Annotated in this window: 27 protein-coding genes; 10 read left to right on the top strand and 17 right to left on the bottom strand. The window is 35.3% G+C overall.

Features of this window, described 5'->3' with window-relative positions; translation table 11 throughout:
- Positions 1–117: 117 nt before the first annotated feature.
- From ACWIUX_RS02675 to pheA, 8 genes are read right to left on the bottom strand one after another with little or no spacing between them, the layout of a single operon-like run.
- Positions 118–1167: a M24 family metallopeptidase gene (locus ACWIUX_RS02675; protein ID WP_448589182.1), complete on the bottom strand. Its 1050-nt coding sequence runs from the start codon at positions 1165–1167 to the stop codon at positions 118–120.
- Positions 1151–1861, bottom strand: coding sequence for an LPS export ABC transporter ATP-binding protein (gene lptB / locus ACWIUX_RS02680; protein WP_448589183.1), 711 nt, complete (start codon positions 1859–1861; stop codon positions 1151–1153). Before lptB ends, ACWIUX_RS02675 begins: the two co-directional genes overlap by 17 nt.
- The gene (gene rnc / locus ACWIUX_RS02685) at positions 1858–2538 is read right to left on the bottom strand and encodes a ribonuclease III (protein ID WP_448589184.1); all 681 of its coding nucleotides are present in this window, start codon (positions 2536–2538) and stop codon (positions 1858–1860) included. Before rnc ends, lptB begins: the two co-directional genes overlap by 4 nt.
- Position 2539: 1 nt before the next feature.
- A complete protein-coding gene (locus ACWIUX_RS02690) occupies positions 2540–3619 on the bottom strand; it encodes a 5-oxoprolinase subunit C family protein (RefSeq protein WP_448589185.1) in 1080 nt (359 codons plus the stop codon).
- Entirely contained in the window at positions 3603–4268 is a 666-nt protein-coding gene (gene pxpB, locus ACWIUX_RS02695) for a 5-oxoprolinase subunit PxpB (RefSeq protein WP_448589186.1), read from the bottom strand. Before pxpB ends, ACWIUX_RS02690 begins: the two co-directional genes overlap by 17 nt.
- Positions 4259–5020 (bottom strand): 5-oxoprolinase subunit PxpA, encoded by a 762-nt coding sequence (locus tag ACWIUX_RS02700; protein ID WP_448589187.1) that lies wholly within the window; start codon positions 5018–5020, stop codon positions 4259–4261. The genes pxpB and ACWIUX_RS02700 overlap by 10 nt, the downstream gene beginning before the upstream one ends.
- Positions 5014–6294 (bottom strand): serine--tRNA ligase, encoded by a 1281-nt coding sequence (gene serS / locus ACWIUX_RS02705; RefSeq protein WP_448589188.1) that lies wholly within the window; start codon positions 6292–6294, stop codon positions 5014–5016. The genes ACWIUX_RS02700 and serS overlap by 7 nt, the downstream gene beginning before the upstream one ends.
- Positions 6295–6304: 10 nt before the next feature.
- Positions 6305–7135: a prephenate dehydratase gene (gene pheA, locus ACWIUX_RS02710; RefSeq protein WP_448589189.1), complete on the bottom strand. Its 831-nt coding sequence runs from the start codon at positions 7133–7135 to the stop codon at positions 6305–6307.
- Between the two features lie 318 nt (positions 7136–7453).
- Here pheA and ACWIUX_RS02715 point away from each other — a divergent pair, with 318 nt between their 5' ends.
- The 10 genes from ACWIUX_RS02715 (at position 7454) to ACWIUX_RS02760 (ending at position 15008) form a co-directional block, all read left to right on the top strand.
- Positions 7454–8647, top strand: coding sequence for an MFS transporter (locus ACWIUX_RS02715; protein ID WP_448589190.1), 1194 nt, complete (start codon positions 7454–7456; stop codon positions 8645–8647).
- A 141-nt stretch (positions 8648–8788) separates the two neighbouring features.
- Positions 8789–9355 (top strand): DUF5320 domain-containing protein, encoded by a 567-nt coding sequence (locus ACWIUX_RS02720; RefSeq protein ID WP_448589191.1) that lies wholly within the window; start codon positions 8789–8791, stop codon positions 9353–9355.
- A gap of 30 nt (positions 9356–9385) precedes the next feature.
- On the top strand, positions 9386–9595 hold the full coding sequence (locus ACWIUX_RS02725) for a hypothetical protein (RefSeq protein ID WP_448589192.1): 210 nt from the start codon (positions 9386–9388) through the stop codon (positions 9593–9595).
- Positions 9596–9616: 21 nt separating this feature from the next.
- Positions 9617–9919: a DUF5320 domain-containing protein gene (locus ACWIUX_RS02730; protein ID WP_448589193.1), complete on the top strand. Its 303-nt coding sequence runs from the start codon at positions 9617–9619 to the stop codon at positions 9917–9919.
- Between the two features lie 84 nt (positions 9920–10003).
- Positions 10004–10366 (top strand): NifB/NifX family molybdenum-iron cluster-binding protein, encoded by a 363-nt coding sequence (locus ACWIUX_RS02735; RefSeq protein ID WP_448589194.1) that lies wholly within the window; start codon positions 10004–10006, stop codon positions 10364–10366.
- Positions 10363–11214 (top strand): nucleotide-binding protein, encoded by an 852-nt coding sequence (locus tag ACWIUX_RS02740; RefSeq protein ID WP_448589195.1) that lies wholly within the window; start codon positions 10363–10365, stop codon positions 11212–11214. The genes ACWIUX_RS02735 and ACWIUX_RS02740 overlap by 4 nt, the downstream gene beginning before the upstream one ends.
- Positions 11207–12082 (top strand): ATP-binding protein, encoded by an 876-nt coding sequence (locus ACWIUX_RS02745; RefSeq protein WP_448589196.1) that lies wholly within the window; start codon positions 11207–11209, stop codon positions 12080–12082. Before ACWIUX_RS02740 ends, ACWIUX_RS02745 begins: the two co-directional genes overlap by 8 nt.
- Positions 12083–12095: 13 nt before the next feature.
- Positions 12096–13349, top strand: a complete 1254-nt coding sequence (locus ACWIUX_RS02750; RefSeq protein ID WP_448589197.1) for a PAS domain-containing protein — start codon at positions 12096–12098, stop codon at positions 13347–13349.
- Positions 13350–13412: 63 nt separating this feature from the next.
- Entirely contained in the window at positions 13413–13868 is a 456-nt protein-coding gene (locus tag ACWIUX_RS02755) for a hypothetical protein (RefSeq protein ID WP_448589198.1), read from the top strand.
- Positions 13869–15008, top strand: coding sequence for a hypothetical protein (locus ACWIUX_RS02760; protein ID WP_448589199.1), 1140 nt, complete (start codon positions 13869–13871; stop codon positions 15006–15008).
- Here ACWIUX_RS02760 and ACWIUX_RS02765 read toward each other — a convergent pair.
- Genes ACWIUX_RS02765 through ACWIUX_RS02805 form a run of 9 tightly spaced genes read right to left on the bottom strand, consistent with a single transcriptional unit; the run spans position 14986 to position 22997 of the window.
- Entirely contained in the window at positions 14986–15672 is a 687-nt protein-coding gene (locus ACWIUX_RS02765; RefSeq protein ID WP_448589200.1) for an endonuclease V, read from the bottom strand. The genes ACWIUX_RS02760 and ACWIUX_RS02765 overlap by 23 nt on opposite strands.
- An 18-nt stretch (positions 15673–15690) precedes the next feature.
- Complete coding sequence (gene mobB / locus ACWIUX_RS02770; RefSeq protein ID WP_448589201.1) at positions 15691–16332, bottom strand: molybdopterin-guanine dinucleotide biosynthesis protein B; 642 nt, start codon at positions 16330–16332, stop codon at positions 15691–15693.
- A 20-nt stretch (positions 16333–16352) separates the two neighbouring features.
- Complete coding sequence (locus ACWIUX_RS02775; protein ID WP_448589202.1) at positions 16353–17336, bottom strand: hypothetical protein; 984 nt, start codon at positions 17334–17336, stop codon at positions 16353–16355.
- A gap of 35 nt (positions 17337–17371) precedes the next feature.
- Positions 17372–18178 (bottom strand): shikimate dehydrogenase, encoded by an 807-nt coding sequence (aroE, locus tag ACWIUX_RS02780; RefSeq protein ID WP_448589203.1) that lies wholly within the window; start codon positions 18176–18178, stop codon positions 17372–17374.
- Positions 18165–19217: a 3-dehydroquinate synthase gene (gene aroB, locus ACWIUX_RS02785; protein WP_448589204.1), complete on the bottom strand. Its 1053-nt coding sequence runs from the start codon at positions 19215–19217 to the stop codon at positions 18165–18167. The genes aroE and aroB overlap by 14 nt, the downstream gene beginning before the upstream one ends.
- 35 nt (positions 19218–19252) lie before the next feature.
- The gene (locus ACWIUX_RS02790) at positions 19253–19777 is read right to left on the bottom strand and encodes a shikimate kinase (protein ID WP_448589205.1); all 525 of its coding nucleotides are present in this window, start codon (positions 19775–19777) and stop codon (positions 19253–19255) included.
- Positions 19774–20979 carry a chorismate synthase gene (aroC, locus tag ACWIUX_RS02795; protein WP_448589206.1) on the bottom strand — a complete coding sequence of 402 codons (1206 nt, stop codon included), beginning with the start codon at positions 20977–20979 and terminating at the stop codon, positions 19774–19776. The genes ACWIUX_RS02790 and aroC overlap by 4 nt, the downstream gene beginning before the upstream one ends.
- Complete coding sequence (locus ACWIUX_RS02800) at positions 20963–21982, bottom strand: glycosyltransferase family 9 protein (protein ID WP_448589207.1); 1020 nt, start codon at positions 21980–21982, stop codon at positions 20963–20965. Before ACWIUX_RS02800 ends, aroC begins: the two co-directional genes overlap by 17 nt.
- The gene (locus tag ACWIUX_RS02805) at positions 21966–22997 is read right to left on the bottom strand and encodes a glycosyltransferase family 4 protein (RefSeq protein ID WP_448589208.1); all 1032 of its coding nucleotides are present in this window, start codon (positions 22995–22997) and stop codon (positions 21966–21968) included. Before ACWIUX_RS02805 ends, ACWIUX_RS02800 begins: the two co-directional genes overlap by 17 nt.
- Between the last annotated feature and the right edge of the window lie 180 nt (positions 22998–23177).

Consider the following 23177-nt stretch of genomic DNA (forward strand, 5'->3'; position numbering starts at 1 on the left):
ATGGTTGATTTTGAATATAGGCTTTTCTTACAAATTCATCAGTAGGATAAACATAATCTGCAAGAGGATCAAAAAGAAAAAATAGACTTTATATTTCAATTAAACGCGGTTAAACATTTAAAACGTAATCTTTTTTACAACACCATCTTCAATAACAAAATCGTCCTCAATTCTTATTCCGCCCCAACCAGGATAATAAAGACCTGGTTCTACAGTAAAAGCATCCCCTTCAGAGAAATACTTAACATTATTAACCTCGTTAACTGATGACAATACAGGTTTTTCATGAATTTCAAGACCCAAACCGTGTCCAAGGCTATGAATAAAATATCTTTGTTCTTCACCAAGAGATTCCCTCAAGATTTGTTCAGGCACTGATAACGCAACTCCAACTGATATTGATTTTATAGCTCTTTCTCTCGCATCAGAAAGTAACTTATATCGCTCAGAAAATAAATCATTTTCTCCGTTGAAAATAAAAGTTCTTGTTATGTCTCCGCAATATCCCAAAAATTTCACGCCCATATCTATTAGTACTATGTCTTTATCTTTTAGCTCAACACTTTGAGGTTTATAATGAGGGAGAGACGAATTAGCACCAAACGCTACAATTGGTTCAAAAGAAATTCCATCTGCATTTTCAAAAGATTCTGAAACAATTATAGCTGCAACCCTTTTTTCCGTAATTGAAGGTCTTAACATCTCTTTAACTTTATAAAAGATCATACAGGAAATTTCTGCAGCCTTTTTTAAAATTGATATCTCTTCTTTAGATTTAGTTCTCCTTAATTCAGAAGCCAGGTCATGTCCATCGTAAAGTTTAAAAGGTGAATTTTTTCTTATATATTCAGCATATTTAAAAGGGAAGTCATTAGCACAGAGTATAGAAATAGGCTTGTCAATTAACATACAAAATGTTTTAACATAACCATCTCCAGGTTTTACCTGAACTAATTTTATATCCTTTAATTTCATGGCTTCTTCAATGTATCTCCCATCTGTAATTATATAAGGCTTTTCATCAGGCAAGTAAAAGATAAGGCCTTCTCCTGAAAACCCTGTAAAATAAACCATATCTACAACTGAACTGCTTAAAAACGCATCTGAATCTCTTTTCTTTATTTCATCAGCCAGTCGCAATTGCCTATCTTTATAACGAGAAGTCATTTCCTAAAAACTCCTTCTTTACTTCGATATGATCAGTTATTTCCCTAGGACTTCCAGAAAACAACACGCTTCCATTAGAGATAATATAAGCTCTATCTATTATCTTCAAGGCATCCCTGACATTATGATCGGTCATAAGTATGCCGACCCCCATATTCTTCAAATTGGATATCATATTCTTCATCTCTGAAACTGATTTAGGATCTATACCAGAAAAAGGTTCATCAAGAAGTAAAAAATCCGGATCCAATATCAAGCTTCTTGCTATCTCCACCTTTCTTGCCTCTCCACCTGATAAAAGTTCACACCTCTTTCTCGCTATATTGGATATTTCAAAATTGTCTAAAATGTTTCTAATTTTACCCTTGTCCATCTTTTTACCCGAAACGCTTAAAATCAACAAAAGGTTCTCATATACGGTAAGCTTTCTAAAAACTGATGGCTCTTGAGGAAGATAGGCAATACCGAAACTTGCCCTTTTATGAATGGGAAATCTCGTAATATTAATGTTATCTTTGTATATTGAGCCAGAGGTAGGCTTGGTTAGACCAACTATCATATAAAATGTAGTAGTCTTTCCCGCACCATTAGGACCAAGAAGTCCCACAATTTCACCCTTCTCAACCTTTATACTAATATCGTTAACAGCCAAAAGCTTGTTATATCTCTTTACGAGATTCTCTGCCCTAATCAATTTTCCCTCCTGATAGATCTTAAATCTTTTAAAGCCTTTTTTGCAGCTTCTGATTGAGCTTCTTTCTTAGAGTTGCCGGTAGCAGTGTAAAAAAACTTATTGGCAATAGATAACTGAATCTCAAAAACTGGCGAATGCGAAGGACCTTTTACATCTATGACCTTGTATTCTGGAAGGACCCCAAATAGTCCTTGGGTTAATTCTTGCAAAGCAGTTTTAGAATCTTCTTCACATTCTTCAATTTTTATGCTCATCAATTTATCAATTATTTTATAACAATTTTTAAGACCTCCATCTACATAAACTGCTCCCAATATAGCCTCAAAAGACGCAGATAAAATTGAATCTTTAATAGAGTGTTCACTAGAACCAATCAATAAATAATTTTGCAAGCGAAGTTTCTTGGCAATCTTCGTTAAATGTCTGTCGGAAATTAGATATGCCCTTAATTTTGACATGTCACCCTCATCCATCTCTGGATACATTAAAAAAATTTTATGACTAACAACAAGTTTTAAGACTGCATCGCCCAAAAATTCAAGTCTTTCAAAATCTTTCACTTCAGGATGATTGTAAGAATAAGAAGAGTGAGTAAGAGATGTAATAAGCCATTTTTTATCTCTAAAAACATATCCTAGTTCCTCTTCTAACTTTACAATATCTACTCTCGCTTTCACCTTAGCACCCTTTAGTTTTAAAATAGTCTCTTCTCAACAATAAATTAAAGTTATTAGTATTAAACTCAAAAAAAGTTAAATCATTTTCTCTAAATAATTTCATATACTTCTTAATAAAATCAGCATCTACTTCTAATATCGACTTCTTTATTAAATTCAATACATTATAATATTCATTTATTGCATCTTCAATGCATATTAATTTAAAATTTACCAATTGATTAGGTTTTAACTGAGCAATCTTAATAAAATCAGCCTTAATTACAGTAGCAATCTTAGAATATCCTCCAACAGTTCCTCTGTCCTGTAAGAGTATTATAGGAATTCCATCAACTGTAATCTGAACAGCTCCCAAAGGACTCGGATCAGATAAAATATTAAAACCTTTAACAACTTTAGATTCTTTATCGACACAAGACAACCTAATACCGATCCTGTTGCTATCAGAAAGCACCCTGTAGGAATTTCTAAAGAAATTCTCTATGTCATCCTGTGAAAATTTATCATATTGAGACCCCTTAACAACCCTAAGACAAACATTTTCTTCCTCTCTAAAGTTCAATAACGGTAGCAAAATCTTATTCCTAGGTTTAGTGTTATTCTCTACTTCAAACACATCCCCCTTTAGCAAACGCCTACCAAATATACCCCCAAAATTAGAAGTTTCAAGAGCTGATGTACTTGAAAGTATAGGAGGAACTTTTATACCGCCACAAAAGGCACACCAACATCTAAAGCCTTTATTCGAACCATTAAAAACGACTCTATCTTTATCATGAAGCTTTATTGCTAGTCCAATGGGTATAGTTAAAGATCTATTCTTTCTCAGAATAACAGCATTTAGATCAGCCCCAGATAAGGCAATGTAAGTATCATTATGAACCAAAAATTCAAGTCCTCCCTGGGTAATTTCCAACAAGGGGGCATAAGGTTCATTATCTAATAATAAATTTGCAAGAACAGAAGTAAAGGGATCAACAGGTCCACTTTCAGGTACCCCAAACGCTTTAAACCCAAGTCTTGGATTACCTTGAATAATTGTATGAAAATTAGATTTTAGAATCTCAATTGTCGCAATCAAGCCTTATAAACCTTACATAATCTGATGGTTTTAAGAAAAAAGGATCCTCCTTTTCAGGAGAAAACATTATTTGATCAGTTCTTCCAATAATTCTCCAACCCCCAGGAGACCTAACAGGATATATTCCAGTTTGATTTCCCGCAATTCCGACAGAACCAGCCTCTACAACCAATCTAGGAGTTGGCAATCTTGGAGTGGCAATTTTATCGGACAGTATACCCATATACGCAAATCCTGGTGTAAAGCCTAACATAAATACTTTATAGATCTTTGATGTAAATTCTCTTATTACCTCCTCTTCTGAAATATTGTGAAAATCGGCTACGTATTTAAGATCTGGTCCAAATTGACCTCCGAACTTCACAAATATTTCGCGAACGTTTAATTTCTTGTCTCTACTAGTAAAATTTAACATAGTAAAGTCAAAGATCCTTTTCACTTCAGATAAAAATCCATCCAAACTGTATTTAATAGGATCGAAATCTACTAATAAACTTGAATAAGAAATAGTTATGTCTATAATGTCCAACTCTTTCAGGGCTAAAGAGAGTGCATCAATCCTTTCTGATATTTCATAATCTATCTTGTCATCAAATTCAACTAACAACGAACCTTCTGAAACAAAAGAAAACTTTGCATCTACACCCAATCTTTTGCTCTCTTAACTACGATGTTATTTTCAGAAAAAGCCTTTAGTAACTTTCTCACAAAATTCTGAGCTCCAGGGGTATCCGAATGGACACAAAAAGTTTGAAAGTTAACAGAAATAATTTTGTTATCTATTGTCTTTACAGATTTATTTAAGATCATCTCCACAGCTCTTTTCACAATAAAATCTTCATCTGTTAAAACAGCTCCAGGAATATTTCTTGAAACAAGAGTACCATCAGAATTATAAGCCCTATCCAAAAAACCTTCTTTTACAACCTTTAAACCAATCTCTAATGCAACCTCTTCAGATTGTGAACCAGGTGGTAAGAAAACAAGCAATTCTTTTGAGAAATCTTTTACAGCAGACAAGAATGCATACGCTTCATCTTTATCTTTAGCTATCTTGTTGTATAGAGATCCATGTGGTTTTACATGTTGCATATCAAGCTTTTTCGCGCGCAAAAAGGAATAAAGAGAACCAATCTGATAAAGGGTATATGCATAGAGCTCATCCTTTGACAAATGAAATTCTCTTCTTCCAAATCCAATTAAATCAGGATACCCGGGGTGAGCTCCAATTGCTACGTTATTTTTCCCTGCCATTTCTACCGTTTTTAACATTACCATTGGATCTCCTGCATGCATTCCGCATGCAATATTTACAGAACTGACAAAACCTATAACTTCAGAACTACCATATTTATAGACTCCAAAACTTTCGCCAACATCACTATTTAAATCTATCAACATTTTGGACTTTCAATCCTTTCTAAACCAATATATGGAATTAACACTTCAGGAATAATCAAGTTACCATCTTTATCTTGATAATATTCGTAAATTGCAGCTAATGTCCTACCAATTGCAAGACCTGAGCCATTTAATGTATGGACATACCTAGTTTTACCACCTTTAGGTTTATAGCGTATATTTGCCCTTCTTGCCTGAAAATCTGTAAAGTTGCTACAGGAAGATATCTCTCTGTAATTTTTTGAATAAGCCATATATACCTCTATATCATAGGTTTTGGCGGAGCCAAAACCCAAATCTCCACTGCAAAGCTCAATTACTCTATACGGCAACTTTAATTTTTTCAAAACCTTTTGTGCCTGTTCTGTTATAAAGTTTAATTCGTTTAGAGATTCTTCTGGCCTACAAAAAACAACCAATTCTACTTTATCGAACTGATGCTGCCTTATTATCCCTCTAACATCTTTGCCATAAGAACCAGCTTCTCTTCTGAAACACGCCGAATAGGCACAAAATCTTATTGGTAAAGAATCATCAGACAAAATTTCATCTCTAAAAAAGTTTGTAACCGGCACTTCTGCAGTCGGTATAAGAAAATATGGGTCATCAGCGCATTTGAAAAGTTCATCCCTAAATTTCGGCAACTGTCCTGTGCCATACATAGAAGCCTCATTAACTAAATATGGAGGCCAAAGCTCAATAAAACCATCAGCCTTATGAAGATCCATCATAAAATTCAGCAAGGCTCTCACAAGCCTTGCGCCCAAACCTACGTGAAAGGAAAATCTCGACCCCGTTACCTTTCCTGCTCTTTCAATATCAAGCAACCCAAGTTTTTTTCCGAAATCCCAGTGAGGCATAACTTCAAAATCAAAATCTTTCGGTTCGCCAAAATAGTTAACTACTACGTTCTGCGTTTCATCAGTACCAAAGGGAACATCAGGTAACAATATATTTGGCAACTGATACCACATAGTTTTAAATTGTGAATCTAATCCTCTTTCACTTTCCGAAAGCCTTGAAATTTCATCCCCAATTTTTCTTGATTTTTCAACAAGTTCACTTGCGTCCTTCTTCTCTTTTTTTAAGAGGGAGATTTCCTTAGACAACTTATTCTGGCTTTCTCTAAGACTGGATATCTCAGCTCTAAGCTGCTTTAACTTTTGATCAAGGCTTACAAGATCTTGTAAATTAAAATTTAATTTCGTCCCTCTTTTCATCAAAGAGTCCTCTAAAATTTTAAAATCTTCTCTTAAGAATCTAATATCAAGCATCCTTATCTCCTTAAACAGTTTTTTCTCTAAAGGCAGGATAACTACCAAATACCTTTATAAATGAGGTTTTATCTACAAGAGCTGCAAGGGCTTCTTTTACATGAGCATCTTCCCTGTGACCCATCATATCTATGAAAAAGATATAATCTCCAAGCACCCTCTTGCTTGGCCTTGATTCAATCTTTGTAAGGTTAATCTTCCTAAAGGCAAACTCTGAAAGTATTGAGAATAGAGCTCCTGGTTTATCTCTATAGGTAGAGCATGCTATGCTTGTTTTGTCATGTCCAGTTCTTGAACGATTCGTCCTTCCAAGCAAAAAAAATCTTGTAAAATTATACTCCTCATCCGAGATGCTACTTAGAAGAATCTCAAGTTTATACAGCTCAGCGTTTTTTGGAGAACCTATTGCAGCAGATTTAGGATCTAAAGAGGCTAATCTTGCCGCTTCTGCTGTTGAAGGACAACTAACAACTTTAGCATAAGGTAAAAGTCTAGATATCATGTTCTTACACTGCAAAAGAGGTTGAGGATGAGAAAGTACTCTTTCAATAGAGTTCAACCTGGTTCCAGGAAGCGCCATTAGAGCGTTCTGAATTTGCAAAATTGTCTCTTCTTGAATTATAAAATCATGTTTTAGCATAAGCTCAAGAACTATTCCAACTGCTCCCTCAATTGAGTTCTCTACAGGCACAATCACGCAATCAAGACTTCTTTTTTGAAGCATATCAAATAAAGTACTAAAGTCAGAAACTTCAATTGCTTCAAAATCAGTCAGAAAATTAAGTTTGAATAAAGCCTCGCCAGAATAAGAACCTTTTGGGCCTAAATAGCCAACTCTCATCTTTTAATACGTCCAAAAAAAAAGATTAACAAATAAATCTCCCCTTATTTATGTCCTTTTTATTGATTAATTTTAACATAATAATATTCAAAGCTTAACAAAATATCGTACTAATTAGTGGAAGATGACTTCTATCTTTCTTTATTGATAGTCATTTCACTGTTACATAAAAATCTGTATGTTATTCTTAACCTTTTCAAGAAAACTAATGTTATATAATATACTCAAGTAATATATCTAAAATAAAAATATTCTATGGAGGTTTCTGGTACAGATCTATTTCTTATTAAATCTCTTGGAAAATGGAGTTAATGAAAGTTGAGTGCTAGTCTTTCTGATCTGATTCCAAATCCCCTAAAGCAAATCAACTTTAGTTTATATTTTTGGGGACAGGGAATTTCTTTAATAGGCAGCTGGATACAAAGCGCTGCTCTTTCTTGGCTTGTATACAAGATAACCTTATCAACATCGGCTCTAGGCTTGTTAACTTTTTCCGCACAAGTTCCTATGGCAATATTCACGCTTTTTGGCGGCAACGTAGCTGATACCTTCCAAAAGAAAAGTATATTATACGTTACTCAAACGGCTTTCACCTTTGTTGCGCTGTTAATGTTTTTAGCTACTATAGAAAATGCAAGCTTTTGGTATTTTATTGCGCTTACAAGCATATCTGGTTTTATAGCTGCCTTTGACATGCCTACTAGACAGGCTTTCGTAGTAGAATTAGTTGATGACAAAAGAGACCTCCCTCAGGCTATAGCTCTAAACTCAGGAATGTTTAATGCTGCAAGGGTAATTGGACCAACTATCGCAGGTTTTTTGGTAGCATTTTTTGGGGAAGCAATTTGCTTTTTGGTAAATGCGATATCCTTTCTCGCAGTTCTTACATCACTCTTTTTTATAAAGACAAAAAAAGGGGGAAATTTAACCTCAGAAGTAAAGGCAGATTTTAAAGCTGCATATAACTTTACCGTAAGCAATAAGGAAATACTCATATCAATTTGCCTTCTTTCAATGGGAGGTTCCCTTGGTATATCCTATATGGTTCTTTTGCCTGCCGTTGCAAAATTGATATTACACACTGGGGTTCAAGGTTACGGCTTTTTAATGGGATCCTCTGGAATAGGATCTCTAGTTGCTGCACTTTTTTTGGGAACGAGGAAAGACACTTCTAATCTTATAAATGTGATTAAGCGCTTTTCTCTTTTACTCTCTATAAGCTTAATAGGTATAGCCATATTTCAAAATTTTATAAGCTGCAGCATCTTTCTCTTTTTAGCCGGATTCAGTTTGATATCCTTAGCTATTACAACAAATACTTTAATTCAAGTAAAAACGCCAAATAATATTCGGGGAAAGATGATGAGCATATATTCGCTCTCTTTTATCGGGCTTTCCCCCTTTGGAGCACTTCTCATTGGTTTTCTCTCAAATTCTATCGGAATAGAGCCTACCCTGATAATCTGTGGATCAATTCTCTTTTTAGCCGATATCCTCGTTATGAAGGTATAAACAGGCTTTTAATTTCTTAACCTTTTATTTTTTTTATTTTCTATAGTCTCACTATTGACACTTTATGTTATACTATATAGTATAGTAAATGATACTAAAATTTTTATTGAAAGGAAGAGTAGCTTGAAAGTAGGATTGTCTGTGTATAAAGAAATTATCGCTCCAGTTTTTGACTCATCAAGCAATATAGAAATTATCGAAATTAATAACGGTGAAGTTACAGGTAGAAAACTATATACAGTTGATCAGGCAAATATTCTTGATTTCTTTCTAAAAAACAGCGTTGATCTGCTTATCTGCGGTGCAATTAGCAGGCAGCTTGAATCCCAGCTGTCAGCATGTACCAGAGTAATTTCATTTATTTGTGGAAACAAAGAAGAGGTTCTCTCAAGGCTTTTAAGAGGAGGGAATTTAACTAATTTACTGATGCCAGGCTGCAGGCAAAACAGGTTTAGAAAAGGGTATAGCATAAAAAATTATATTTCAAGAGGAGTGATAAGAATGCCAAGAGGCGATGGAACAGGACCGATGGGATCTGGTCAGGGAGCAGGTCAGGGTATGAGAAGAGGTCGCATGGGTGGGCAAGGCTTTGGACCAGGAGGAGAGTGCGTTTGCCCAAATTGTGGGACTAGAATACCTCATAAGCCAGGAGTGCCTTGCGTTCAGGAAAAGTGTCCAAAATGCAGGACGATGATGATTAGAGGCTAAGAGTTTGCGGATAGCCTAAGGAGTAAAAATATGAGAGGTATCAGAAGAAGAGGTTCTCGCTGGATAGGAGGACAAAGAGGTTTTTACGGTAGCACGCTTATACGTAACAGGATGCCTGTAGTTTACCTAATATTTTTCCTGGGAATCATTATCTCTCTGGTAACGGGAAGAATTGAGCTAATGCTTGGTTGGACTGCGGTCTTCTTAGTTTTGTGGCTTTTAGGATTTATAAGAATATAGTTACGAAAGGAGGTGACAAAAATGCCAAGAGGCGATGGAACTGGACCAATGGGACTTGGACCTATGACTGGTAGAGGACTTGGATATTGTTCTGGAAACACTTTGGCTGGATTTGCTACAGCAGGATGGAGATTAGGAAGAGGGTTTTTTGGTTGTGGTAGAAGATTTTTTGGCAGAGGACTTGGCTGGATAGGTTCACCACTGTATAATGCTTATGCAAATCCACAAGCTGAAAAGAGTATATTGCAAAATCAACTAAGTGCTCTCGAAAAAACCGTTGAAGCCATCAAAAATAGACTAAGCTCACTAGAAGAAAAAGAATAAAAGCAACTAAGGGGGGAACTCTTCCCTCTTAGTCTTTTAATTTATTAATATAAATCGGAATTTACATACAAGGAGGAAGTAAATATGAAAGTCGCCTTTACATCACGAGGAAATAGTTTAGATTCAGAGTTTGATGAAAGATTTGGAAGGGCAATGTACTTTATAGTCTATGACACAGAAACCAATCAATCGGAAGCACTTGAAAATATGGCAGGTATAGAATCAGCTCATGGAGCAGGAATTAGCGCTGCAAAAAAATTAGTTGATGCCAAAGTAGAGGCATTGGTTACAGGAAATTGTGGACCAAATGCATTTAACGTTTTATCTGGAAACGGCATAAAAATATATATATCAGATTCCAAAACCGTTAGAGAGGCTTTAGAAGAATTCAAAGAAGGAAAACTACAAACGCTAAGTTCACCCACCAAAGGCGGGCATTGGAGATGACTATAGCTGTTGCATCAGGAAAGGGTGGCACAGGCAAGACAACTATTGCTACCAACCTTGCTCTGGTAGCAGCTGAAAGATATGGCTATGTGACGTTGTTAGACTGCGACGTGGAGGAGCCAAATTCTCACATATTCATAAAAGGTCAGAAGGTTAAGGAAGAAGTTGTAAACGTAAAAGTTCCAGAGGTTGACGAGAGCGTCTGTACAGAATGCGGTGCATGTAGTGACTTTTGTCAGTACAATGCAATAGTATCACTTAAGGGAAGGCCAGTTGTTTTTAAAGAGATGTGTCATTCATGTGGAGGTTGTTCTCTTGTTTGCCAACCAAAGGCTATTCACGAGGTGGATCACAGAATTGGGATGATAAATTTTTATAGTGCAGGGAAAATAAATCTAATTTATGGTCTTTTGGACGTTAAAAGCCCACTGAGTCCCCCATTAATTGGCGCAGTAAAAAAATATGAAAGCAAAAATGCGCTAAACATAATAGATGCCCCTCCAGGAACATCTTGCCCTGTAATAGAGGCAATAAAGGATGCAGATTTTGTAATACTTGCAACAGAACCTACCCCATTTGGCTTAAACGACCTGATTCTAGCAGTTGAGGTATCGCGAAAGCTTAATAAGAAATTTGCAGTTGCAATAAACAGAGTGGGTTCAGGCGACGACAGAGTACATAAATATTGCAAAGACGAAAATATCTTAATCATTTTAGAAATCCCAGATGATAGAAGAATAGCAGAGTTGTATTCAAATGGTAAAACCATCTTTGAAAACCTGCCAGAATACAGGAAGAGTTTTGAGGAAGCGTTAACAAAAATTGATGGGGTGATTCAAAATGGATAATAGACCAAGAGAGATCGTAGTAATAAGCGGCAAAGGTGGTACTGGTAAAACAAGTATTAGCGCTTCCCTTGCATATCTATCAAAAGATTGTATAGTTGCAGATTGCGATGTAGACGCAGCAGATTTATATCTTCTCTTAAAGCCCATTTCAATTGAAAAACACGACTTTTATAGTGGACATATCGCTGAAATAAACCAGGACAAGTGCACAGGCTGCGGAACTTGCAAATCTTTATGTAGGTTTGATGCCATAAAGGAAGATAGTAATTCTAAATTTCGTGTAGAACCAACATCGTGTGAAGGGTGCAAGGTGTGCGTTGAGTTTTGCCCCGAAAAGGCAATAGATTTTCCAGAGAGACTTTGCGGAGTGTGGATGAAGTCTGAGACCAGAGTAGGGTTTATGGTGCACGCAAAATTAGGCGTTGCAGCGGAAAACTCAGGAAAACTCGTCTCCTTAATCAGAGGCGAGGCAAGAAAGCTTGCGCAAGAACAGGGTAAAAATTTGATTATTATTGATGGACCACCTGGAGTAGGCTGTCCCGTAATAGCATCTGTTACTGGCGCAACAGACGTTTTAGTAGTAACTGAACCAACGCTTTCAGGCATTCACGATTTAGAAAGGGTATTATCCCTTGCGAATCACTTCAGGATAAAATCTCTCGTCTGTATAAACAAATTTGATCTAAACCCTGAAATGTCGGAGAAAATTGAGAATATAGCAAAAGATTTAGGAGCTAAAGTAATAGGAAAGATTAGATATGATAATTTGGTGACCAAAGCTCAAATAGAAGCAAAAACAATTGTGGAACTAAATATTTCATCATCACAGGATATAATTGATATGTGGGAAAAATTAAAATCTAACTAATTTAGGAGTTGATTTGAAAAACGTCATAGCCCTTTTTGATATCCAAAATATAAGCCTATCCGATGTTGGCTCTCTCTTACTAAACAGTGTAAGCGATGGCATATATGCGATTGATATGGATTTCAGAATAATCTTTTTTAATAAAGCAGCCGAACATATAACGGGAGTAACTGAGAAAGAGGCAATAGGCAAAAAGTGCTATGACGTTTTCAGATCTAATATGTGCTTAAAGAACTGTCCTATAAAAGAGGCACTTGAAAAAAAAGAGGCAATCAAAAAAAACGGCTACATAATAGATTCTTCCGGAAACAAGGTTTTTATTAGCGTTTCAAACGTTTTAATAAAAAATCTATCTAACGAAATAGTGAGCGTAGCACAAATTTTTAGAGATCAGTCCGAAATAATGGCATTAAGAGAAGAGGTCCTTAAAGTTGAAGAGGATTTCTGTTTCAAAAGCAAAAATTTACAGATGCAAAAGAGTTTCTCTGTTCTAAAAAATGCCCTACCTGACTTAAATAAAATTTACATTATCGGCGAGAAAGGTACTGGCAAGGATGCACTTGTAAGATGGATTATAAAAAACAAAAAAATTAAGAACTTTTCTGAATTTTCGCTAAGAACAGTTAAAGAATTAAACCTTGAAAGCATTTTTTTAGATTATGACGCAATTCATATAAAGGACATAGATTTGATATCTAAAGACTTTAAAGCAAAGCTCCTAAATTTCATAAAAAATACAAGCGAACTTAACAAAAATAACAAATTAATAACTTTTTCATCATCAGAGGACTCACTTTCAAGAGATGAATTCTACTTTAATATCAGTGAATTCAGATTTGAAATAATACCCCTAAGATATCGCAGGGAAGACATTATGTTTTGTGCTGAAAGTTTTTTATTCCACTTTAGCAAAATTTACGACAAAAAGATAACAGGATTTACTCAAGATGCAATCAATGCCCTTGTTAACTACGATTATCCAGAAAATATACAAGAACTTAAAAGTATAATTGAAAGCGCAGTGCTAATGTGTTCAGAAGAAAGTATAGACATAACACACCTGCCAAAAATTTTACAAAACGAGATTAATATAAAAGAAAGCGTAATTAGCAAAGAAAGAGAAATTATATTAAATGCTCTCAAAAAGAACAACTTTAATAGAGATCTAGCCGCAAAAGACCTTGGCTTGACAAGGAGTACCTTCTTCAGAAAGCTAAAAAGATTAGGAATCATCGCTCCCCGATCAACTAAATCAAAGAAAAATTAGTATTAAAAAGTGATATTTCTTTAAATTACCTTTCGATAATTTTTTGTGTTAAAATACTTAGTTATGAAGAAAGTAATTTTCATAGCTTTATTATTTATAGTTTTAAATCAAGCTGGCGCTATGGCAGCATCAATAAGTGTAAGCCAGGGCGACCCGCCTAGTTCTTATGTATTACCTTACAGTACCTATCCGTTTACGCAATCGCTTTTCTTCCACACAATTCAAAATCTCACCTTAAATCAGATCAGAGTATACATATATCTCGATTACCCGCTAGGAATAAAAGCAAGTGTTACAACAACAAACAATCAGCCTCTTCCAAAAGAAGGAGACTTCTATTACGTTGATATACCACCAAAGCTCTCAGCTATCATAAGAATCAAGGTTGATTCTTCAGGTTTGATGAATGAATATAGGATAGAATCCACTTACGCAACCGATGTAGATCAGGACACAATAAAGCGAGCAGACTATTTGCTTGTTGAAAAGCCACTAGATTTAGACAGCGGTATGTGGTAATTGCTAAAGGTAGCAATATTTACAGCTGAACGCTCAGCAGAAGAGATATCCGTTAGTTTATTAAAATCAATCGAAAAAGTTCAGATCTTTAAGCTATACGCTGCTTCTTCAGATTTTCTCGCGAAAAAATTCAATTGCGAATTAATTTATGATACGAGCAATCTGAACGCTATAGGAATGGTAAAATCTATCCAAAAGGCTTTACCAATTGCAAACTACATCAGATCAGTTAGCGAGAGAATAAAAGACATAAACCCTGACATTATTATATTTGTAGACTTTGGAGGAACGAACGTCAGACTTGCCAAAAAATTAAGATCTATCGGAATAAAGGCGCCATTCATATACTTTTTTCCACCTGGTCCGTGGGGCAAAACTCAGGATGAAATAAACAATCTTGCTCAACCTTTTGACCTATTTCTTGTACCTTATAAGTTTTACCTTGAGGCGTATAAAAGAACAGGAAAAAAGACTTTTTTGATAAGAAATCCTATATTAGACGATGAAAGCAAGATTTTTCCGGCCAGATCACTTTCCTTTGGAACGGGAAAAATCAATATTGGAATATTTCCAGGAAGTAGATCCCAAGAAGTAGATTGGATTTTGCCCTTTGTCTTAGATGAATGTATGAACAAGCGAAACAACTTTACTTTTAACATTTATCCCTTTGGGCCCTTAGAGAAAAATATATTTAAAATTTTGATTTCAAAAAAGATAAGTGTAGAAGAAAAAACAACAAAAAGCGTTGATGCAGCAATTGTAACCTCAGGAACAATGATTCTCAGGATCATAAAAGAAAATATACCCTTTGTAGGCGTATACAGAATACATCCGTGGGATTTCTTCTTTTACAAGAAAAAACTTGAAAGACCTAATCAGGTTTTCATTCCACCCAAATACAACGATAAAAGAATATGCTTTTTACTACCAAATATATTACTGGGAAAAAACGTATTTCCAGAAGTGCTATTTCCTTATGAAAAATTGTGGGATAAGGTTGAATATACTATCAAAAACAGGGACGCCCTTTTAGAGGCGTCAAAAAATGTTATAAGTGAACTAAACGATGAATCGTACCATAAAGACCTTGGCACTTTAATTTTTACAAACATTAAAATTAAACCTCAACCGCTATTTTAGAGTGAGTATCTGCAATCTTTAAGGGTTCAGGTATTCTTGATACCGAACATCTTAAAGTTATCTCTATTGCGCTGTTCAAATCAATCATATTACCTACAGAAACGTATACCGGAGATGTTTTGTCCTTAGTCCTCAAAACTACTCCGATGGTTTCACAACCATCAACAAGAGGGATAAAACTGCCTTTTTTGGGCCCAAGTTCACCTATCTCTTCTCCAAAAAGCCTCGATTTTGCACAGCCAAATGTTGGTTTTTTCAAAATATAACCGATATGGCATGCAAGCCCTGCTCTTCTTGGATGAGCTATGCCCTGACCGTCAACCATTATCACATCAAAATCTAGTGTAATTCCCCTCATAGCCGCAATTAACGGCTTTAATTCCCTAAATGCAAGCAAGCCAGGGATGTATGGAAATCTTACAGCACATCTTGAAACCCCTGTCTGAAGAACTGATTTACTCTTCAAGTCGTAAACCACAGCGCTCGCTTTTGCAAAATTATTTTTATACGAAACGTCCAAACCAAGAATCTTTAGATCGTCTGAGACATTAAAATTACAAAAAACCAACTTATTTCTCAAATCATTCTGAAACTGCTTAGCTTCAGATACAGGCATAAGTTCAAGTTTTATAGCTTCCCTATATAAAAAATTATAATCCATCATTATCTAGCTTATTTGATTTCAAAGCCTAATTTTCAAATCAATAGATCTAGGATTTTCATCCACATCGTGTAAAGTACCTATCAAAGCAAGGTTAACCTCTTTAATAACTTTCTCAACAAACGCACCCAACTCTACCTCTTTGCCATTCACCCAAAGAGCACACTCAACATGCCTAAATTTAATAAATTTTTCTTCTATAAAATCAGCAATCGGAACAGGGTCATCAATTGGAAATTGAGGAATAGGTTCGCCAGAATTAAAGTCATCTGTTACGAGAGCTACAATTTCGTCAGGCTTGCATAAAGGCTCTATTCCTTTCCTCCTTACCTCAATTTTCTTTTTGCCCTCTCTCTTATAACCCTCAGTAAAGAGTATATCTACCCCTTCAAAAAATTTTGCAACCTCCTCTAAAGAGAGCTCTTTTGTAACTCTTTGAATAATAGCCATCTTTTCAGAATGCGAGATCCCAACCGACCACGCACCAGCCTTTGCCATTCTCCAGGTATCCTTGCCCTCTTTGTCCATCTCGAAACCATGTACGTCATGCTTTAAAACCCCAACCTTATAACCCCTCTTTGAGAGTTCCAAAACCAATTTCTCAAGAAAGGTAGTCTTGCCAGAATTGCTCTTTCCTACAAAACTAATAATTTCAAACAGCATTTTGCCTCCTTGAAAAACACTTATATTATGTCAAAGATCAACCTTGAAGCAAGGTTAGAGGATTCCAAAAAAAGTTCAAATTTGACTTTCTTATCAAGTCTTGAATCAAAGAATACGAAAAATTTCGCCCCATTTTTCAATAAAAAGACCATTACACCTATTTGGTCATTAAATAAAAGCATGCTTTCCAATTTTCCAAACTCAAGCCGCAAAATAGAGTCCCCTACCATTTTTGACATAGAGTCCAAAATTAATGCCTTTACCTGACTATTCTCAAAAAAATTTTTTTCAGACAAAATAATACCATCTTTGTCAACCAAAATATACCCACACGAACCTACAAGTTTATCTGCATAATAAGAAAAACCTGAAACGTTCAAGGGCAATTGAATATCTTCAAAATCTTTAACCTCAGAAATTTTAGGTATATCATGATTAAGATTACCTATTGACTTATCTAGGCTACTCTCATCAAAGTCCTTTTTATCAGGAAGATCTTCAACTTTAGAGCTTACAACCTCTTTTTGAACGCAAAAGTTATCTACAAGTTTTATGCCAATCGGCAATAAGATCGAGGCAAAAAACATAAACGGACCAAATTCAAGATCAAATCCCCTATAAGGGAATACTCCAAGTAAAAATGAAAGATAAAAAAGTCCTATATTCAAAGCTAGCGATAATACAACCAACATTAAAATTTTATAAATCGGACTTTCTCTTAAAATTATTGAGAAAATTATAGAATAAATTATATAAAACATAATCAGCCATTTAAAGACTGAAATTCTAAAAGTAAAAGAATCAAAAAAGGAATCAAAAAAAACCGAAATTACAATAAAAAACAAGAATAAAGATGCCTCAAAGGCGTTAAACCACAAACTATTAACCCTGAAGATAGCAAAAAATTCTCCTACATTTGGGATAAATTTTGCTTTTTTCCCTTCTAACCAGTTATTTTGTACAGCTCTAACCCCTTGATCGTCTTCCTTTACATCTTCATCCAATTTTATACCTCCAAAGGGCAATGAAATTTATCAACTTACGAAGAGGCAACTAACTTAAACAGTTCATCCCTCATATCTTTTATTGGGGGTTTATTTTTAAAAATCAATTCAAAGGCTTTGACACCTTGATAAAGCAGCATGTCAATCCCCGATATAACTGAGGCACCCAACTTTTTTGCTTCCATCAAAAAGGGCGTGTAAACAGGCACATAAACCATATCAAAAAAGACTTTATCCTCTATATTACAGTTTTTTGGAAAAGGAGGCATACCAGTAGAGTTCTTCCCCAAAGGAGTAGCATTAACCAGTACATCAAAGTAAGGCAGATCTTCGCTCCAAGGTATAGTTTCAATATCGTATAACCTTGACAGACTTTTCATTTTATCAGAATTTCTTCCCATAACCCAAACTCGCGCGCCTTCCTTAAGAAAGAGATATATTGCCGCCTTTGCTGCCCCTCCTGTTCCAAAGATTCCTACTACCTTACCACTTAGATCATAATTGATATTCTCAAAAGATCTCTTTATCCCATATATATCGGTATTATAGCCAAACCACTTGTCATCACGTAACACAATTGTGTTCAACGCTCCAACACCCTGTGAATCAGGATCAATGCGATCAACCAACTCCATAACGGCTTCTTTATAAGGAATAGTTACGTTGAATCCTAATGCCCCCACGTCAATCATCACTCTTAAAAAGTCGGATAAGTTTTCTCTTTCCAAATCAAACAACAAATATACAGCATCAATTCCTAATTTTTCCAAGGCCTTATTGTGCATCGCAGGGGACAGTGAATATGAAATATCTTTGCCTATTAGACCACTAATTCTTTTCATATTCGATCCAATTTAAGAGGCAATCCTTTATTGTTGAAAAATCAGTTGGATAAACAGCTACTTGAGAGAAATCTTTTGGAATAACAAATCTTATCTGGGATGAGATATTTTTCTTATCTTTCAAAATATATTGCTTAATTGATTCAACGTCCAAATCACTTGGATATGAGATGGGAAGATTATATTTATGAAATAAAGACTTAACTTCTTCATAAAATTTTATATTAGCATGACCTAGATAATACGAGAAAAATGAGGCGAAGCAAGTTCCAATTGACACTGCCTCTCCATGAGTAAATCTCGAAAATCCCGTACTTGCCTCTATTGCATGACCAAGAGTATGTCCTAAGTTTAATAGCGCCCTTTTTCCAGTGGTTTCTCTTTCATCCTCCTTTACGTACTTGGATTTTGTGTCGATTGAAAGCTCAACCAACCTTTCCATATCAGGTTCCCCTTTCCTGATTTCTTCAAGTATAAGGGAATTCTCAAGTATTGCATATTTAATAATTTCAGCCATACCTGATGAAATCTCCCTTTTCGGTAAGGATTTAAGAAAATTCAAGTCTACAATAATATTTTTTGGGTGATAAAACGTTCCCAAAAGATTCTTTCCAAAATCTAAATCAATCCCGTTTTTCCCACCAATTGAACTATCTACCATTGATAAAAGTGTAGTTGGCACCAGAGAAAATGATATGCCCCTCATATATACTGAGCACAAAAAACCACAAAGATCACCTAAGACTCCTCCGCCCACAACAATAACGTGGGAATATCTATCTAAAGAGTGCTCAAAAAAGGTTTTTGAAAGTTCTATAAATTTTGCTAAGGACTTTGTCTTTTCACCTTCAGGCAAGGTAATTATATTAATATTTTTACTCTCAAAAATACTCTTTAAGTTGTAGATATCCAATAACACATCGTGTGTAACAGCTACGATCTTTGAATACCTCTCCTTTGTAATCTCATCTAAAGTTTTATCAATAGAATCAAAGTATACACTTACATTACCAGATTCAAAATTTAAAGTTTTTACCATAATATCATCACCCAATTTTTATATACCTAAAATTTTCAAAAAACAATGTTGTAAATTTGATCTATTATCTCATCTACAAGCTCAAATATTTCTTTAAATGATGTGTCTAAAATAAAATCAGACATAGAATAGTATTTCATTCTCTTTTCAAGCAACTCCTTTATTCGCTCTAATATGAGGTCTTCACTGCCTAGATTTAAAAGAGGTCTATCTTTATTAGAACAAACCCTTGAATAAATTACTTCAGGCTGTGCCATAAATGTAATTATAAGTGAATTTCTACTTAAGACTTCCCTATTAACAGGATTTACCAGAGTCCCTCCCCCCACAGATATAACATAATTGGACAGTCTAGAAACGTTGTAGACAATTAAAGTTTCAAATCTCCTAAAGACGTCTTCTCCAAATTCAGAAAATATTTTTGTTATCTTCATTCCAGACAACTTCTCTATTTGTTCATCTGTATCAATAAAACCCCAACCAAGCCTATCGGCAAGAGCTCTGCCTACAGTGGACTTTCCCGTGCCCATAAAGCCAGACAAAACTATATTCCTTTTCAAGTTGAGAGCCTCTTAAAGAGATATTCTTTATATCTAGAAAAATTATCTAAAGTTTCATTCATATTATCAGAACCAAATTTCTTAAGATAACAGCCCGCAAGGGCTATAGAAAGTTGCATCGAAACAATTACAGAATAAGCAGCAATAGCTAATACATCAGATCTTTGATATGATGCCTCTTCAATCTTCATTGATCTTATATTCAAACCGTTTAGCGGTTTTGCAGTAGAAGGTATAGGCTTCATAAACGACTTTACTATTATCGGTTCCCCATTAGACATGCCGCCTTCAATGCCCCCAGCGAAATTTGACCTTCTAAAAACTCCTTTAGGCAAATATTGATTTATCCCCCCATACAGATTCTTTGAAGACGGTTTTTGTTCAGATATAAATTCATCATGAAATTCAGAACCCAACATGGTTGAAGACTTAGCACCTAAACCTATTTCTACAGCCTTTGTAGCAGGAATTGAGGATATGTGAAAGGATATTATTGCAGATAGTCTTTCATTATATGAGGTATAACTTCCTATCCCTGGCACAACATTCAATGCAAAAGCTAATACACTTCCCCCTAAGGTATCCTTTTTTTGTTTGATTCTATCTACATATGATTTTATCCTTTCATCTTCATCAGGATAGGGTATAAAAAATATAGATCTGCGAGATTTCTCGTACCCGGATAAGAGATCTTCTGGAAGGGGAAAGGTGTGTTCTCCGATGCTAATTACAAAGGAGCCAACTTTAACCCCAAAGCTCTCAAGAAGTATTTCTGCAACAGCACCAGCTGCCACCCTTGAAGCAGTTTCTCTCGCAGAAGCCCTTTCCAAAACATTTCTTATATCATCAAAATTGTATTTTAAAGTTCCAATAAAATCGGCATGGCCAGGTCTTGCGCTCAAAACTTCCTTGCCATGACCCAAAATTGGATCCATAGAATCAGACCAATTTTCGTAGTCCTTATTTTTAATCCAAAAAACCAGGGGCGAACCAAGAGTCTTAGACCCTCTTAAACCTGATAAAACCTCAACGCAATCGCTTTCAATATTCATTCTCCCGCCTCTGCCATATCCTGCCATACGCTCTTTTAGTCTGCTGTTTATTCTATCTAAATCTATCGATAATCCTGCTGGTATGCCTTTTATAAAAACTACCAAACCCTTACCGTGAGATTCTCCTGCACTTTCAAACTGAAAACTCAAATCCTATTCTCTCCTTGTTTTTTAATATTACATTATACACATTTTGCGGCTGTATTTCATCTAAACAACTTATACCTTTTGAACATCTTTTCTTCATACAGGGACTACAATCCATCGGACTTTGAATTGCAAAATACGGTCCCTGGGGAAGTGACCAGTTTGGTCTAGTAGGTCCATAAAGCACTACTGCAGGTGTATCAACGCTAAAAGCCATGTGCAGAGGAGAAGAATCGTTTGTTACAAGAAGTATTGCCTTTTTTATTAAGAGAATTGAAGAAAAATACGGAAGTTTCCCTATAAGATTATATATTCTTTCACCTTCAAATCCAAATCTCTCTTCACCTTTTGCGCCAACTAACGCTATAGCAACATTATTTTTAGATGTGATAATTTTTGCTAATGTTTTGAAGTGTTCAACACTCCACCTCTTCAAAGGTTGGCTCGCAGATGTAGCAAATACAACAAGCGGTTCGCCTTTATAACCTAAAGAATGTAAGTTTTCTTCTAGTATCTTTTTATCCTGATCATTAAGCAACAAGTGTGGTTTATCTGGTATTTTGTTAATTCCTATAGATTTCAAAATTCTAGAAAAATGAAAGTATGCGTGATCATCTCTTCTTTCTTCAAGCGATGGCATAGATTTTGTTCTCACTTTATATTTGAGCATTTTCAAAAGAAATGCCGATCTTCTATTATCCTGAATATCAACAACAATATCAAAAATCTTATTTCTAAATTGATTAGCAAGATTTAACATTGAAATATAACCTTTAAAACCAGCTCTATCTATACCAACAATTCTGTCTGCAAGTGTTCTCCCTTCAAAAACAGGAACAAATTCTTTGCCCATTACCCAGGTAATGTTCGAATTTGGATAGATATTCTTTAAAAGTGCAACTACTCCTGAAGCCAATATTATGTCTCCAAATGAACTAAATCTAACAAACAAAATTTCAGGTTTTATTTCAGAAGGCTCAGTTAAAGGTCTATGCTCGCTTCCCATTCTTCATTACTTCTAGATAAATTTCTTCAACTTTACTCGCCACTTTTCTCCAACTAAACTCCTTGCTTCTCTCCCTCGCCCTTTTTGCCAAACTTTTCCTGCCTTCTTCATCCTCTATAAGCCTTAAAAGAGATTTTACCCATAGATTTAAATCAGATTTTGGTAAAACAATAATCGAATTCTTTCCTATTTCAGAAATGCACCCTACGTCAGAAGCTACACACGCAAGCCCTGAACTCATTGCTTCCAGAAGAACCAACGGATAGACTTCCTTAATAGATGGCAAACAGAAGATATCAAAGTTTGGATAGATATTTTCCATATCATCTCTTTTTCCCATAAAAATAACCCTAGAAGATATGTTTAGATTTTTTGCGTCCTCTTCTAATACCTCCCTTAGCTCCCCATCTCCTACTATTATAAGTTTGGTCTGAATAGGCAGATAACTAAAGACTTTAAGAAAAAAGGAAAAACCCTTAGCGCTAACTAATCTCCCCACCAGTCCAATAACTATTTCGTTACCCTTTTTCTCTATAGATCTTGGCTTAAATCTTTCTGTATCTACACCGTTTCCAACTATTCTTATTTTTCTTACATCAACTTCAAGTTCTTTAGTCACGTAGATCTGATGTGCTGAACAAAGCGCTATAACTACATCAGCAAAAGAAATTAATTTTGAAAGCCTATGAGGACTATAGTTACCGTGTGCGGTATACACCACCGGAATTTTGAAAGCCTTAACCCATGGCAGAACTGCCAAAAATGGCATTCTTGAATGTACGTGAACGATGTCTGGAGAAAAATCTTTAAGGAGTTTTAATAAGCCAAATGAAGAAAGAAAGAGTGACACAGGATCTTTACTGTGTAATGGCAGACTCACATCATCATGTTCTGTAGGTGTATGCCAAGCAATTTTTACTTTATGTCCAATTTGCACAAGCTCACTTGAAAGCCTAAGAACATGACTAGCAACTCCTCCTGCTTCCTTTTCGTGAGCAACGAATAATATTTTCATGTTACAAAAGAGAAATATTAGATATTTTTTTATTAAACAATAAAAAATGACCCCAAAAACTCATATCTTCTCCTCAAGTAAAATTTCCTAAAATTAACAATATTGTATACTATATTCAACAACAATATGGCAATGTTCCTCTCACCCGCATATAGTAATACAAAGATCCTGCTTTTAAAT

This window comes from Thermodesulfobium sp., from assembly GCF_053498235.1.

Bases quoted from the DNA above. Each gene is read 5' to 3' on its own strand.
- ACWIUX_RS02675 (WP_448589182.1), bottom strand. From the start codon at position 1,167: ATGACTTCTCGTTATAAAGATAGGCAATTGCGACTGGCTGATGAAATA.
- ACWIUX_RS02700 (WP_448589187.1), bottom strand. From the start codon at position 5,020: ATGTTGATAGATTTAAATAGTGATGTTGGCGAAAGTTTTGGAGTCTAT.
- serS (WP_448589188.1), bottom strand. From the start codon at position 6,294: ATGCTTGATATTAGATTCTTAAGAGAAGATTTTAAAATTTTAGAGGAC.
- pheA (WP_448589189.1), bottom strand. From the start codon at position 7,135: ATGAGAGTTGGCTATTTAGGCCCAAAAGGTTCTTATTCTGGCGAGGCT.
- ACWIUX_RS02725 (WP_448589192.1), top strand. From the start codon at position 9,386: ATGAGAGGTATCAGAAGAAGAGGTTCTCGCTGGATAGGAGGACAAAGA.
- ACWIUX_RS02730 (WP_448589193.1), top strand. From the start codon at position 9,617: ATGCCAAGAGGCGATGGAACTGGACCAATGGGACTTGGACCTATGACT.
- ACWIUX_RS02735 (WP_448589194.1), top strand. From the start codon at position 10,004: ATGAAAGTCGCCTTTACATCACGAGGAAATAGTTTAGATTCAGAGTTT.
- ACWIUX_RS02740 (WP_448589195.1), top strand. From the start codon at position 10,363: ATGACTATAGCTGTTGCATCAGGAAAGGGTGGCACAGGCAAGACAACT.
- ACWIUX_RS02745 (WP_448589196.1), top strand. From the start codon at position 11,207: ATGGATAATAGACCAAGAGAGATCGTAGTAATAAGCGGCAAAGGTGGT.
- ACWIUX_RS02755 (WP_448589198.1), top strand. From the start codon at position 13,413: ATGAAGAAAGTAATTTTCATAGCTTTATTATTTATAGTTTTAAATCAA.
- ACWIUX_RS02765 (WP_448589200.1), bottom strand. From the start codon at position 15,672: ATGATGGATTATAATTTTTTATATAGGGAAGCTATAAAACTTGAACTT.
- mobB (WP_448589201.1), bottom strand. From the start codon at position 16,332: ATGCTGTTTGAAATTATTAGTTTTGTAGGAAAGAGCAATTCTGGCAAG.
- aroE (WP_448589203.1), bottom strand. From the start codon at position 18,178: ATGAAAAGAATTAGTGGTCTAATAGGCAAAGATATTTCATATTCACTG.
- aroB (WP_448589204.1), bottom strand. From the start codon at position 19,217: ATGGTAAAAACTTTAAATTTTGAATCTGGTAATGTAAGTGTATACTTT.
- ACWIUX_RS02800 (WP_448589207.1), bottom strand. From the start codon at position 21,982: ATGGGAAGCGAGCATAGACCTTTAACTGAGCCTTCTGAAATAAAACCT.
- ACWIUX_RS02805 (WP_448589208.1), bottom strand. From the start codon at position 22,997: ATGAAAATATTATTCGTTGCTCACGAAAAGGAAGCAGGAGGAGTTGCT.